We start from the raw sequence: 14,446 nt of genomic DNA on the forward strand, positions 1-14,446 counted from the left end.
TTTTTCCAATTGATTCCACTTTTCAAAAGAAAAACAGACCTGGTTTCCCAGATCTGTTTTGTTCTTAACGGTGGATCCAGACAGCTCCAGCAGAGTTATCTTTCGCTTCACCGATGACTTGAATTTTAAGACCATTGTTCGGAAGAAGTTTCCCTGCATCCGGGATCAATTGGTTGATATACGATTTAGAATCATCGAATTTCGTTACACCTGAGAGACCTTTGTAGTCGTAAAGACCACGTGTTGGTGAATCGATCAACCAAGAAGGTGCTTTATCGTAGCTGAATGCAGCATCCGCAACTTGGTAACGTGTGCTACCTGATACGACTGGCTTGCCTTTAAGCGTACCGACGATTGCTTCAGGGTGTGAATCGACGACACCGAGGAATCCTTCACCCGGGTGAACACCGACCCAGTTATCTGTGAAGCTAGAATCTGCGTACCAAACGACGAGACCTGTGTTGTATTTCACGCCACGCGCATGCTCAAGTGCTTTATCTGAGCCTGCGTAGTTACGCCATTCGAGGTAGTACGCATTGTCAGCATAGCTGAAGCCGTCAGACGCGATGAACCCGTCGAGTTTAAACTTCGGTGTACCTTCTGCATCATCTTCGAAGACGACTTTACCGTCGACTGTCAATTTCGCGTTATCAAGTGCGAAACCGTCGAGTGCAAGACCAGCATCACCTGTGTAATCAAATTTAAGCGTTACTTTTTTGCCTGCAAATTCGCTGAGGTCGTATGATTTATCGACCCATGCACCTTTTGAAGACTCAGCACGTTGATCACCATCAGTATCTTCGTCACCGATGACGTCGATGACTTTTTCTACTCCACCAGCTGTTGCTGTAACTGTCAAGAAGTCATAATCGAACTCGACATCAAAGTACGCTTTGTAATCAAATTTAGCAGCTTTAGCAGCTGTCAAATCGAATTCTGGTGACGTCATTGACGTATGAAGATCGTTTCCTTTTGTGCTGTAATAGTATTTTTTACCGAACGCCGGTGCAATTCCTTTGACCGGTTTTTTCGGTAAGTCTACTTTGATGATTCCTGGGTTTTTCGATTTTGTAACACTTTGATCGATATAAGAAGCAGTTCCTGCTTTTGATAACGAATCAAAATCGATTGTCTCGATATTCGCCCAGTTTCCACCCATCACGTTTTGGAAGAATTCTTTATTTTGTGGTGAGAAACTTGTTGGTTCTGTTCCGGCAACTTTCCCGTTCCAGCTACCGCCACTCATGATTGACCATGATGCGACCGGCTCGCCTTGACCTGTGTACTGTGTATCGTACTCATCTGGAAGACCTAAGTCATGACCGAATTCGTGTGCGAAAACACCGACCGCGCCGTCTTCAGGTTGAACCGTGTAATCGTAGGCAGCCATTTTACCGCCCCAATAGTTTACTTTCGCTACTGAGTCAGCAACAGGATATACGTTGCCGAGTGTCCAACGGTGTGACCAGATTGCGTCATCTCCGAGCGTTCCGCCCCCAGCTTCTTGTCCTGTTCCTGCATGGATGATCATCAAGTGATCGACGAGGCCGTCCGGCTCGTTCAAGTCGCCGTCTCCATCCATATCGTATTGGTCGAATTGATCGTACTCTGCTAAGTTGATGCCTGATTTTACTGCAGCATTCAACGAATCTTTAACGAGACCACGTGGACCCTTAGCGCCTGGAAGGTTATCGTTTCCGCCCGCTGGATTATCCGAACCGTAGTCTTTGGCTGTACCTGGAACTGTTAACCAGTTCGAGACCTTACCATCAACCGTGTAGCTTCCGCCTGACTGTTCTTCATAATACTGTTTAAACGTCTTGACCTTGTCTCCGTTAAAGAGTTCGAACTCTTTATTACCAAACATTAAATCTTGATAATGCTTTTGGTTGAAGTCATTCGAATACATGTATCCATCTTCTTGCACAACATTGTTATGCTTAAAGTCACTGTACTCAACGAGTAGAACAAGGACTTTATCTGTCCGTGTATCACCGTTGTATTTTGCTTGTTTAGCTTTGTCGACTTTGACAAACCCATCTTTTTTACCTTTTTTATAATTATCGTGCTTCTTGTTCAACTGTTTTGCGAGTTGATCTTTTTGTTTCGTCAAAAAGTCTTTTGTTTTTTGATCGAATTCTTTCGCTTTTTCTGACTCATGTTCAGCTGCTGGTTTACCGTTCGACTTTTTATCCAAATACTTTTGGACAGCCTTTTGTTTCTCAGCTGCAGATGATGCTTTTGAGACGACCCCACGATCCTGCAATACTTTTAAGAGACGTTCCTGATCGACTGTGTTCAAGTCCATCGGCGCTCCTACTGCTGCTTTTTCAGCAGCATCAACAGATTTTACCTTCCCACCAGGTAAAACCGGACTAACTGCGAATGCAGCTGCCGTGATTCCAGATAAAACGGCTAAGCTAAGCTGTTTCTTTTTCCCCACGTGAACTTACCCCCTATGTAGTAGTGAAAAGCACACTTTTAATATACTTTTCTGAATATTCAAATCATATGTTATTTTAGTTCGTTAATCAATTAGTTTTTGTATAATTAGGACTTTATAACTATACCTATTTTTGGAATTTAGTTTAATATTCTTACATCGTGCCGATATTAATAAGATAGACCATTATATAGTACTAGAAAAATTCTTTGCTGCACGCTTTGATTAAGAAGAGGAGGAATTCCATGCAACCTTTAAAACGTTTTGAGCGACAAGTCTTAACGAACTATTTAATCGGCTCATTCGTTGCCGTTTTCGGTGTCGGCAGTTTGTTCATCTTCGAAACACTGACCTTCAGTCCACAAGAGCGGATACTCTTGCTTGGTATCATGGCAGGATCTGTCACCCTGATGTTCAGCTTGGAATATACAATCTATCGCCGACACGTTCGGTCCCTTTATATAGTATTTCAATCAAAACAGCCCACTGCTGACGAATTGACAATTGCTTTTCAGACGACGCATCGCTTCCCGGTTTTGACGATGCAACGTATTCTCGGTCCACACTTTCTCGGATTATCACTTCCTTCTTCTACCTTGACAGCTTTCGCCATATACCGTGGTTGGCTCGACATGCCCTACTATTTGATTGGTCTCGCTTGTTTCGGGGCGATTCTCGTCGCGATTCTTCATGCTCTGATTGAATTTTTCCTCACTTACCGGGTCACGGAACCGATGTTGCTCGAGTTGACGAAACGATCTCAGGCGGCAGGTTACGGCGACATCGTCTTAAAGAAACAACATATGGTCAGCTTGCGCCAAAAAATGTTGATTAGTACACTCGTCATCGGTGTATTTCCAATCTTACTGTTCGTCCTCGCTTCTGCCGTTCAGTTAACGGAAAACGAAAGTCTTCAGTCTTATTGGAGTTGGGCGACGTTAATTTTGATTGTCATCCTCTGCCTTGCGACATTTTGCAGTCTTCTACTATATGAAAACATTAAAAAACCGATTCTTGCTTTGCAAGAAGGAGTTGCTCAAATCGAGTCGGGTCATTTGAATACGATTTCCAATCCCTACTCCGATGAATTCGCACACTTGATTGGCGGATTTAATTTGATGGTTGAAGGAATCGAAGGACGCGATTTAGAAAATGAACGCCTTTTAAATAGTTTATTTACGTTGTTTGCCGCGACTTTAGATGCTCGTGATCCTTATACGGCAGGGCATTCTTTACGTGTAGCGGAATATTCCGTTGAAATCGCCCGTGCCGCTGACTTACCTGATGAACAAATCGAGTTATTACGAAAGTCTGCTCTTCTTCACGATATCGGTAAAATCGGTATCCGAGATGCCGTTCTTTTGAAGGAAGGACGGTTAACGGAAGAAGAATTCGATGAAATCAAACGCCATCCGGTAATCGGTGTCCATATTTTATCGCAAGTTGATTTACCAGAGACGTTACAACCGATTCTTCCCGGGGTAAAGTACCATCACGAGCGTTATGATGGCAAAGGCTATCCGGAAGGCTTGACCGGCGACGCGATTCCGCTTTTCGGACGAATCATGGCAATTGCCGACGCCTATGATGCCATGACTTCCGATCGCCCCTATCGAAAGGGGATGCCCGCTGAACGAGCATTGTCGATTCTTGAAGAAGGAAGCGGCACGCAGTGGGACGCAACTTTTACTAAACTCTTCTTAGACTTAAAACGACGGAACTTGACTACTGCTTCTTGATTTCTGACGAAAGGAGTCTCAAATGCATCCTAAAATTGTTGAACGTCACGAGCTTTATGTAATCGGACTCAGCATGACGTGCGAAGAAAATGAACTCCATACATTGATGCCTGAACTATGGCGTGAATTTTCACGTCGGGCGCATGAAATTCAGGCAGTCGTACCGGACAGTTTTCCATTAGATGTTTCGCTTGCCCATCGCGGAACGACCTATACGCAATGCGTCGGCTTACCTGTCTCTTCACTCGAACGGGTTCCTAAGGGAATGAAAGGATACCATCTCCCTCCCGCTCGCTATGTCTTTTGGAGACATGAAGGACCAGACATCGAGATTTGGAAGTCGTTTGAAAAGATTCAACGTTTTGCACACAAACAAGGGGTTGAACTTGATCCACTTGATTTTAAAATCGATGAGACACGCGAAGGCACGCATCACTTATATCAACGAATTCTCTAAGGACTACTCAAATGAGTAGTCTTTTCCGCGTGTAGACAAACTTTAGCGTGAACTTACGATATCGAGACGGATTGTGCTCTAAACCGTCTGCATGCCCGGCTTTTCCTCCTGGTATTACCTACAAAGCGTCACGTTTCGTTGACTGCTACGGGAAAAGACGCTTTATCTACCGATAGTTCGTTGTCTACAATTTGAGGACTACTCACAGAATTTAAGGCCAGAAAGCCCGTTTCTTCAATGATAGGAGTGCTAGAAGAGTATTTCTTCACTCGATTTGTCTCAATGACTAAATTGTTCAGTACGGGTACTAAATACCTATTTTCAGAAAATTCTATTTAATCCGAATGCCTTATTCTCGTTCTCTATTTTGTTTGGCATAGTTAGACTCAACCCAAACAAGGAGGCGATTTATTTTGAAAAAGTTTCTCGCTACATCGCTTGTCGCAAGTGTACTTGTCGTTCCTACAGTCGTAGGCGCAGAAGGTCTTCAATCTGGCAAGTTGACGAAAGCATCGTCCGATCCAGCTGCATCAATCGTTAAAGAGTATGTCGAAGGTAAAGGTGACTTCTCTGTACAAGATGTTCAAAAAGATGGATCATCTCACATCGTACGTCTCCAACAAGAAGTGGATGGCGTCCCGGTCTTCGGTAGTGTCGTCGTCGGTAACGTTGCGAAAGACGGTACTTTAAAAGCAATCGTCAATGATGCAGTCAAGGTCAAAGGGAAACCAGGTCTCGATAAGAAAATTGCAATCTCTGAAAAGAAAGCTTTAAAGTTGTATAAAAAATCAATCAAAGCAACAGAATTCGAAGTGGCTCCAACGAGTGAACTCGTTGTCTATCCAGTCAAAGACGATGCTGTCTATGCTTATAAAATCACATCGACTGTCTTAGCCGGCGACGAGCCGTCACGCTGGACATACTTCATCGATGCAAACTCTGGTAAGGTCATCAACAAATATGACCAACTGGCACATGCGAAACCAGTTACGACAATCACCGGAACAACGACAGTCGGTTCAGGTACGACGGTTCTTGGAACAAGTGCTACATTCAACACAACGAAGAGTGGTTCTTACTACTACCTTCAAGATTCAACACGCGGTAAAGGCATCTCGACGTACGATGCAAAAAACCGGACATCACTTCCAGGATCACTTTGGGCGGATGCCGACAACGTTCTCAATGCTACTTATGACCGTGCCGCTGTCAGCGCACAAGTCAATGCAGTGAAAACATATGACTTCTACAAAAACACATATGGCCGCAACAGTTACGATAATGCGGGTGCAGCACTCAATTCAACGGTTCACTATTCTTCACGCTACAACAATGCGTTCTGGGATGGATCAAAAATGGTCTACGGTGACGGAGACGGTTCGACATTCACATACCTTTCTGGCGCACTTGATGTAGTCGCTCACGAATTGACGCACGCTGTCACTGAATACACAGCAGGACTCGTTTACCAAAACGAATCTGGTGCGATCAATGAGGCTGTTTCGGATATCATGGGAACAGTTGCAGAGTACTCAGTCGGATCAAACTTCGACTGGCTCGTCGGTGAAGACATCTACACACCAGGTGTAAGTGGCGATGCTCTTCGTTCAATGTCTAACCCTGCCGCTTACGGTGATCCAGACCACTACTCAAAACGTTACACAGGTACGGCTGATAACGGTGGTGTCCACACGAACTCTGGTATCGTCAACAAAGCCGCTTACCTCTTAGGTAACGGTGGTACACATTACGGTGTCACTGTACCAGGCGTCGGCGTACCGAAACTTGGTGCCATCTACTACCGTGCCCTTAACGTCTACTTGACTCCGACTTCGAACTTCAGCTACCTCCGCGCAGCAGTCGTTCAATCGGCAAAAGACCTTTACGGTTCTTCAAGTGCTGAAGCAGCCGCTGCAGCAAAATCATTTGATGCAGTTGGCGTCTACTAAGAAAACCTCCTCCCAAGGATTTTCTCTTTCCTCTCGAGTCGATGACTCGGGAGGTTTTTTATTGTGAATCCAACGCAAAAAAGCACGTTCACTTGACGGAATGAACGTGCTTCAGACTTTAGATAAAATGAAAGACAGGACTGTGCATCTTTGTGAGATGACGATCCTGTCTTTTTTGTCGTTGCGTTCAAATCCAACTCGCTATGTCCGGCTTTTGACTAGAGAAACTGACTAGCTCCAGTCTCAATCGATTCATTTCCCAAGATCACGTGCGAGACGCAAGCGCGTCGAACCGTTATCCGGGAATGCCTTGAGCTGTAATTTCTCGCCCTCGTACCATGTGCCGTAATCCGTCTTGACGACCGGATCACCAAGTGCTGTTAAACCTGACGCTGAGACATTCATCCAGTCAATTGCTTCGACTACTCCATCTGATACGACGAGCAAGTACCCGGCGTTCGAGAAATGGTACGTATTGACGGCATCTTTTTGTGTGTTGCCGAGCTTGCCATACTTCGCCTCAAACGTTTCAAGCGGTTTCCCGAGGTATTGTTCCGGCTTGTCAATCGGCTGATTCGCGACGACTTGTCCGAGTGTCGAAAGGAGTTTCTCATCTTTTAGACCAGATGGAGCCTCCATCTGAACGTCCGCTTCCGGAATGTAGCCTTCGACAGCATCACTTAACTTCAGATGTACCATGCCGTCTTTTGCGTCGAGGACTTCATAGACATCCCCTAAATCCGCCTTATAGATGACACTGGTCCGATTTGCATTTTGATAGACATCCGCAAACGGTCGTTTGATCCATGCTGCTGAACTGATCTCAGGTGCTGCTTCTTTTTTCGATTTCTTCGACTCTTTTTTCTTCTCTTGATCGTCCGAATCTTTTTCTTTATCCTTTGACGTTTCTTTGGCAGAAGCATCTGTTTTCGGTGTTTCGACCGTCGACGTCGCTTGCGAAGGATCGTTATGCGCGACCATATAACCCCATCCGCCGACGATCAAAGCCGTCGCCAATAGACCACCGAACGCAATCCCACGCCGGTTGCGCTTTTGTTTTCGACGCATGTGACGCGATTGCCGTGCCTGATCGTGCTCTTGTTCCTGTTGACTCATATTTGGTTCCTCCTGAATTGACCGAGTGATGTTTTATTCACTATACCATCTAATCCAGAACCAAATTGTTTAAATTTCGATGACAGTTCTGCCTTGATGTGTTCCTTCAAGCAACGACTTGACGACTGCCGGAACATCACTCAACGCTTTCATTCGGACCATCTCGGCAATCGATAAATGCCAGTCGTTCGCGAGATGATTCCATAAACGCTCACGCTCTGTGATTGGTAACTGAACAGCATCGATTCCAATCAAACGAACACCACGTAAGATGAACGGATAGACGGTCATCGTCAGTTCAGCACCACCGACGTTACCGCACGTCGTGACGAGTCCACCGTATTGGACGTAACGGATGACCGAGGCAAGTAGCGGACCACCGACCGTGTCGATAATACCGGCATACAGTCCTTTTTTCAAAGGTCGCGTTGTTTCTTCCAGAAGTGACTGGCGTGAGATGACTTCTGCGACACCTGCTTGCTTCAAGCGGTCATGCTCTGCTTCTTTCCCGGTCACGGCATGAACCGTGAACCCGAGTTTCACGAGGAGTGCGACCGCGACACTGCCGACGCCACCTGTCGCTCCCGTGACGAGGACCGGACCATCTTGCGGTGCTACACGTTGAACGAGTTCATCAATCGACTGGGCAGCTGTCAGACCGGCTGTTCCGTAACTCATCGCTTCAAGCGTCGTGATGCCGTTCGGTAGCGACGTAATCCAGTCCGCCGGCACGCGGATATACTCTTGAAAACCACCTGATGTATTCATTCCGAAATCAAAGCCGTTGACGACGACCGCTTGTCCTTCGCTGAAGCGTTCATCAGATGATGTTACAACATGACCTGCCGCATCGACGCCTGGTGTATGTGGGTAATTTTTCGTCACCCCTCGATTTCCTGTGACCGATAACGCATCTTTGTAGTTGATGCACGAATAGGCGACACGAATCAACACATCACCTTCTGGTAAGTCGTCGACTTGTTTTTGTTCGAGTGCCCCGACGAATTGTCCTTCTTCCTCACGTACGACGAATGCTTTAAACGTTTGTTCCATCTGTCTACCTCCTAGGAATTAAGCTTAATTGACATGCTTTGACTTAGCGATGCCCCCATGATAGCCCAATTACCCGTACAGTGCACAAATCATGTCTCATGTTCATCCGACTTTTTAAAAAACGTCAAGTGATGACACTTGTGGATTCGAGGATAGTACTTGAGGAAGAAGTGGTTCAAGTATTCGGATGAACTTGTTTTAAGTAAGATCTGAAATCGTGTTCGATTTTTTCGACGGTTTCTTTCGCGACTGTTTTGTCTGCTCCTTCGTCATAACGGATAATGCCATACAGCGTCCGTAATTCCTGCGACGGTAAAAATCCGATTCGTCCGAACCACTCGCTGAACGACTCCGTCTCTCGGCGTTTCAGGCGCGCCGGCAACTGACGATTGAACAAAACGACCTGTTGCCGAACTTGTTCGACCGGCAATGGCGGGAACGTTTCCTCTGAATCCACCTTAGTCTGTCGGTATTGCTGCGGTGGCGTCACTTCGTCTTCGAGTGCATCTTTTCGCCGGCCACGGCGTTTTCGGAAGCGACGGATGAGCAGGACAAGCAACAGGACAGCCGCTGCACTAAACCCGATTAAGAAGTAAGGAAAGCCTCCGTCCTCTTCGACTCCCACACCTTTTTCAGCATGTTTAACTCCGAGTGAAATGAATTTAAATTTATCTTTAGGTTCCCCTCCCCGGTCACTCTTCTCATCCGTATCGTAACCATAAATCACACCCTCAGGTTTCGGTTCTTTTTTCCAAAGTAACTTCAGCCACCACCAGTCGAGCGGCTTGCTTTCACAATCTTCTCTGCACTGTTGCGCCGTTGCCGTCGCCGGAAAAACCTCGACATCACGCAGTGCTTGATAACCCGTCTCGACTAACGGTTTCATGATCCCAAGTGCCAGCAAAACTATACCCATCATCAAGAGTAATCGACTTCGAAATCGCATGCTCCCACCTCTTTAATGTCATTTTTATCCATTATATAATGATTCAAGCCTAATTAACGGAATTTTTTGATTTTACTTAAAAAGGGCTTGAACAACAGACGGGATGGGAAAAGGAATGTAGTGATTTTTAGAGAGGAGTTCAACCATGGTCATATTAGAAGCTACACACGATCCCTATCAAAACGGGCCATTGATTGCTGAATATACGGAAAGTAACACGAATCTTGCGGCCATTACCCGTGCGGAACAATTGATGACCGAAAGCCCGTTCGTCGCACCGCGTCGCGCGCCGCATCCGAGCCGCTACTTACGTTCGTTAATCTCGCCACTTTTTTTAACAGACCGCGATAAACATATCTTGCCCCTGACGAAAGCATTCGTCAGTCAACAGGATGAGGTCCGGCCGCGCTGGTTCGGTCGGCTAACTTATGAATTCGAACAACTGGCCTGTCAGGTCGAAAAAGTCGATGTCCGGACGTATGGGGCGATTGGGGACGGAAAGACCGATGACACGCTTGCCTTCAAGGAAGCACTTGCGGACGGACATCGGCAAGTCCACGTCCCTGCCGGCACATACATCGTCCGCGGGATCCGGCTCCCGAACTTTACGATTTTGACGGGTGACGGGAAAGGCCGGACGATTATAAAATTGCATGATGATGCCCCGAAAGGACGCCGGTTAATCACGAACCAAAATTACTTACTCGGTAATCATCATCTGCTCGTCGAAAAAATGACCCTTGACTGGAACATCGAGCGGATCGGTGATGCTAAAAAGAGCAGCACATGGGGCAACCATTCGAGTTGTCTGACTTACGCCCATGTCACGTACGGCTGGGTCTTCGACGTCGAGGCAGTCGATCCCGGGCTCCATTGTTTCGACATTTCGACACCTTACTACAATTACAACGGGGACGGCGCACGGGCGAATTTAAGTAGTTCCTTCATTTGGTTCGACGGCTTGACGGGATCCGGATTCGGCGACGATGGCATCACGACGCATCATAGCGATCACTTATTCATCTCGAACTGCTTCATGCATGACCCGAGCGGGCGAGCCCACGCCGTCGGCTTTTCGAATTCGAACGGAATCGAAATCGATGATGGCTCGCGCGACGTCTGGTTGTTCAACAATGCGACGTCCCGTTGTTTCGGCGGACTCGAAATCAAGGCGCATGCGACATCGTCCGCTGCTTCGACCGTCAAAATCGTCGGGCACCTCTCCATCGATGACCACCGCTCGTTCAACTTCCGCCATATCGGTCACCATCAAGCAACGGACCCGACGTCACAAACTGCCTATAACATCATCGCGACACGGCTCGTCGCGCAGACGCCTCAATACACACCGCTCTATGCAAACTCAAAACCGCGGGCACTCGTCGTCTCGGCATATCGGAACGTCGTCATCCATGACTTCACCGTCCTCGGTGACCCGAACTATGATTACCAGGAACAGCCGGTGATCGGAATCCAGTACAAGGCGAAAAACGTCACCTTGAGCCAAGTCAAGATGACGGGATTCCGTCAGGCTAAAACGGACATTCAAGTCTTTGGTGGTGAAAACGGGGCAGATGACGTCCGGCTCATTGATGTCCGGATTGAAGATTCCGCACGCCACGGGATTACGATCGGCCCCCACATTGAGCGCATCCGTTTGATGAACGTCGCGATCAAAGGGGACGGGACGGTCGGATTGAATGCTAAATCCGAACCGGAGCTTGAACGCTTCATCGCAACCGGTTATCAAGTGCCTGTCCGGACCCATCCGTCCGCATAAAAGAAGCTCTGCCTGACCTCGGTCAGTGCAGAGCTTTTTCTCATTGGGCGCGGAGATAAGCAAGGACACGTGTATCGATCGTACGGTCCTGATGCTCACGCATCTCGAAATTCTCCGTATGCAGGTACGTCCGGAAAGCTTCTTCGAACGATCCCCGGTAACCGAGTTCGAGTAATTTATCCATCACTTCCGATTCAAGCGCATCATCAATCGGCTTGATTTCTTCCGGTTTACTTGGTTGCAGGTAAAGGGTGTGCAGTTGATAAATCCGCTCGAGCTCCTGAATCGGACTCGGGTGATCGTCGACACGCAAATCGATGTAGCGGTCATTGAAACCACCATATCCACCGTTTTCCTTGACGACGAGGAGCGCAGCCGACTGCATTCCGCGTGAGTCACCGCCTGCCGCTTGTCCGGCAGCGAGGGCACGTAACAACCGTTCACCGAGCGGTCCATCCGTCGCCTCGAACACACGGGCCATCTCCTTGACCGTGTTGCCGTCGACTAAGATATTCCCTTGCGCGGCAAAGTGTTTACCGGCAATTCCGCCTGCCCAGTCGTTACAGGCGTCTCCCGTGAAAGTTGCGCTCCGACCAGTTGCGTCAACGATTCCGACTTGCCGCTCTGCCCGTCCTTCGTCCGCGTCCGTCAACAATTTTAAGACTTCTTCCGCCGACTTCCCTTCAGAAATCATCCGTAATCCTTCCGGACCGTATGTCGTATTCGCGAATGATTGGGTCGCGATTGCTCCGACACCTGCTTTTGCAAACGGGACGGCGCTGCCGACCGCAAGAAACTTCGATTGAACAGCGACTCCCCATGCTTGTTCTTTTTCACAATAGCCAACGATTGAATATGTCATGTTGAAATCCCCCTTATGAACTTATAACTAACGTTCGTCTTAGAAGTTCCCGATTCCTGCACGAAAAAAACCTTCCGCACCCATTGCACGGAAGGTCGGTGTTCATTGAATGCCTAAGGTGACGGCGAGGAGCAAGGCGACGCAGGCAAGTGTCACCCAAATCGCAAACAACTTCCAGACGAATCGTAACCATTTTTCATACGGGATGCCGGCAATTGCAAGGAATGCCATCAAATGGGCACTCGTCGGGAAAATCATATTCGTCAACCCATCTCCATACTGGAAGGCGAGGACTGCGACTTGTCGTTCAATCCCTAATAGATCGGCGAGCGGAGCCATGATAGGCATCGTCGTCGCTGCTTGTCCACTCCCGGATGGAATGAAGAAGTTCGTAATCAACTGGACGATGTACATGCCGATGACGGCAAGCGACGTCGGTAAATGTCCGACGGCGTTCGATAAACCGTAGATGACTGTGTCGATGACACGACCGTCTTCCAAGATGACGACGATTGCACGTGCGAAGCCGACGATTAAGGCACCGAACGTCACTGCTTTCGCCCCGTCAATCAAACTTTCGAACGTCCGATTGATACCGAGCGTCGCGATTCCGGCAAGCATACCGATGATGAGGAACGATGCCGTCAACTCCGTTAAGTACCAGCCCCACTCAAAGATTCCAATGACATTAAGTGTGATGCCACCAATCAAAACGATGAGGACGAACGCATGTTTCTTCGAAAACCGTGAAAATGTTGTCGTTACTTCTTCTTTCCGATGTTTCTCTAAGTCATAGACTAAGCTGCGCTCCGGATTTTTTTTAACCTTTTGGGCATAGTTCATGACATATAAAATCGTCACGAATAAAAAAGCCAAGTAGATTGCAGTCCGGTAACCAATCCCACTGAACAATGGAACTTCGGCAATCGACTGTGCAACACCAACCGTAAACGGATTAAGCATTCCGCCGGCAAATCCAACCGCTGCCCCGAGACTGACGATCGCTGCGCCCGTCATCGCATCGTAACCGAGTGCCCGGGCGAGCATGATACCGATCGGGACGAAAATAATCGTCTCTTCTGCCATGCCGATCGTCGCTCCAGCAATCGAAAAGACAAACATCGTCATCGGAATCATGATATGTCCCTTTTGACCAAATCGATTAATCAATTGATTGATTCCGGATTCGATTGCTCCCGTCTCACGGATAATACCGAAGACACCACCGACGAGAAAGATATAGAAGATGATGCCAGCACCCGCTTCCATGCCTTTTGGTATCGCTTCAAACAACCCAAACAAATTAACGGGTGCCGACTCGACCGCCCGGTATGTACCATCGATGACGACCGTTTGTCCATCTTGTTTCTCACGATCAAATTGACCTGCTGGTAACGTATACGTCAAGATAACTGAAATCAGTAAAATCCCCATGATAATGGCATATGTATGAGGCATTTTAAAGAAAGAGCGTGAAGACGAATCTTCCTGGACTTTACGTTCGTTCATTTAGCTGCCTCCTCTCAAGTCTGAATCTAGCTACTCTTAAGATAATGCCCTATTTTTGGAAAAAGTAACAGGCATTCGAGGTGTTTTAATTTTTTTGTAACAAAAAAGAGAACTTTCGTTCGATTTAAACATAAAAAAAAAGCCTGACATTGCCAGACTTTTCTCCTACTTATTATGCAGTGAACATTTGAACATCAAGTGGTTTAGCGAGAACAGTTTGTGCAAATGCAACGAACTGTCCGAAATGTGCACTCGTGTTGTGTGATTCAATTGCTGCTTGATCTTCCCATTTCTCAATCATCATGAAGACATTTTCGTCTTCTGTGCTTTGGAACAGGTCATAGCTGACGTTTCCTGCTTCTAAGCGTGAACCTTCGATCAATGCTTTAGTAGCCTCCAAAAAATCAGTACGTTTTGCTGGTTGAACTTCTAATTTTGCTTCGATTGCGATCATGTAAATTCCTCCTTCAACTTTCGTTAACTTACATAGTTTAGCACCTCGATTATGCAAGTGCTATAAAGATGCTTAGAAGATTAATTTAATTCGATTTCGGGTAAAAAAATGTATCTTTTTTGACACCAGAGAGGAGCA

At 47.1% G+C, this 14,446-nt stretch carries 11 protein-coding genes; 4 read left to right on the top strand and 7 right to left on the bottom strand.

Annotated features, from left to right (window positions below):
- Nucleotides 1–64: 64 nt before the first annotated feature.
- Nucleotides 65–2,443 carry an immune inhibitor A domain-containing protein gene (locus KNQ05_RS10330; protein WP_159173227.1) on the bottom strand — a complete coding sequence of 793 codons (2,379 nt, stop codon included), beginning with the start codon at nt 2,441–2,443 and terminating at the stop codon, nt 65–67.
- A 245-nt stretch (nt 2,444–2,688) separates the two neighbouring features.
- Here KNQ05_RS10330 and KNQ05_RS10335 point away from each other — a divergent pair, with 245 nt between their 5' ends.
- The 3 genes from KNQ05_RS10335 to KNQ05_RS10345 all read left to right on the top strand — a co-directional run bounded on the left by KNQ05_RS10335 (nt 2,689) and on the right by KNQ05_RS10345 (nt 6,588).
- On the top strand, nt 2,689–4,182 hold the full coding sequence (locus KNQ05_RS10335; protein ID WP_214805303.1) for an HD domain-containing phosphohydrolase: 1,494 nt from the start codon (nt 2,689–2,691) through the stop codon (nt 4,180–4,182).
- A gap of 22 nt (nt 4,183–4,204) precedes the next feature.
- On the top strand, nt 4,205–4,639 hold the full coding sequence (locus tag KNQ05_RS10340; RefSeq protein WP_214805305.1) for a GyrI-like domain-containing protein: 435 nt from the start codon (nt 4,205–4,207) through the stop codon (nt 4,637–4,639).
- Nucleotides 4,640–5,052: 413 nt separating this feature from the next.
- Nucleotides 5,053–6,588, top strand: coding sequence for a M4 family metallopeptidase (locus KNQ05_RS10345; protein WP_214802294.1), 1,536 nt, complete (start codon nt 5,053–5,055; stop codon nt 6,586–6,588).
- Nucleotides 6,589–6,840: 252 nt separating this feature from the next.
- Here the strand turns inward: KNQ05_RS10345 and KNQ05_RS10350 are convergent, their stop codons facing one another.
- The 3 genes from KNQ05_RS10350 to KNQ05_RS10360 all read right to left on the bottom strand — a co-directional run bounded on the left by KNQ05_RS10350 (nt 6,841) and on the right by KNQ05_RS10360 (nt 9,703).
- A complete protein-coding gene (locus KNQ05_RS10350) occupies nt 6,841–7,704 on the bottom strand; it encodes a hypothetical protein (protein ID WP_214805308.1) in 864 nt (287 codons plus the stop codon).
- Nucleotides 7,705–7,773: 69 nt separating this feature from the next.
- Nucleotides 7,774–8,757 carry a YhdH/YhfP family quinone oxidoreductase gene (locus tag KNQ05_RS10355; protein ID WP_214805310.1) on the bottom strand — a complete coding sequence of 328 codons (984 nt, stop codon included), beginning with the start codon at nt 8,755–8,757 and terminating at the stop codon, nt 7,774–7,776.
- 175 nt (nt 8,758–8,932) lie between these two features.
- Nucleotides 8,933–9,703 carry a hypothetical protein gene (locus KNQ05_RS10360; RefSeq protein ID WP_214805312.1) on the bottom strand — a complete coding sequence of 257 codons (771 nt, stop codon included), beginning with the start codon at nt 9,701–9,703 and terminating at the stop codon, nt 8,933–8,935.
- A 145-nt stretch (nt 9,704–9,848) separates the two neighbouring features.
- On the opposite strand from KNQ05_RS10360, the gene KNQ05_RS10365 reads away from it, so the two are divergent.
- Complete coding sequence (locus tag KNQ05_RS10365) at nt 9,849–11,483, top strand: glycosyl hydrolase family 28-related protein (RefSeq protein WP_214805314.1); 1,635 nt, start codon at nt 9,849–9,851, stop codon at nt 11,481–11,483.
- Nucleotides 11,484–11,523: 40 nt separating this feature from the next.
- Here the strand turns inward: KNQ05_RS10365 and KNQ05_RS10370 are convergent, their stop codons facing one another.
- From KNQ05_RS10370 to KNQ05_RS10380, 3 genes are all read right to left on the bottom strand, one after another.
- Nucleotides 11,524–12,345 (bottom strand): DUF1028 domain-containing protein, encoded by an 822-nt coding sequence (locus KNQ05_RS10370; RefSeq protein ID WP_214770202.1) that lies wholly within the window; start codon nt 12,343–12,345, stop codon nt 11,524–11,526.
- A gap of 102 nt (nt 12,346–12,447) precedes the next feature.
- Nucleotides 12,448–13,854, bottom strand: coding sequence for a YfcC family protein (locus tag KNQ05_RS10375; protein ID WP_088838212.1), 1,407 nt, complete (start codon nt 13,852–13,854; stop codon nt 12,448–12,450).
- Nucleotides 13,855–14,026: 172 nt separating this feature from the next.
- Nucleotides 14,027–14,308 carry a putative quinol monooxygenase gene (locus tag KNQ05_RS10380; RefSeq protein ID WP_088838213.1) on the bottom strand — a complete coding sequence of 94 codons (282 nt, stop codon included), beginning with the start codon at nt 14,306–14,308 and terminating at the stop codon, nt 14,027–14,029.
- Nucleotides 14,309–14,446: the final 138 nt, after the last annotated feature.

Source organism: Exiguobacterium sp. s125 (assembly GCF_018618605.1).
Classification (GTDB): domain Bacteria; phylum Bacillota; class Bacilli; order Exiguobacteriales; family Exiguobacteriaceae; genus Exiguobacterium_A; species Exiguobacterium_A oxidotolerans.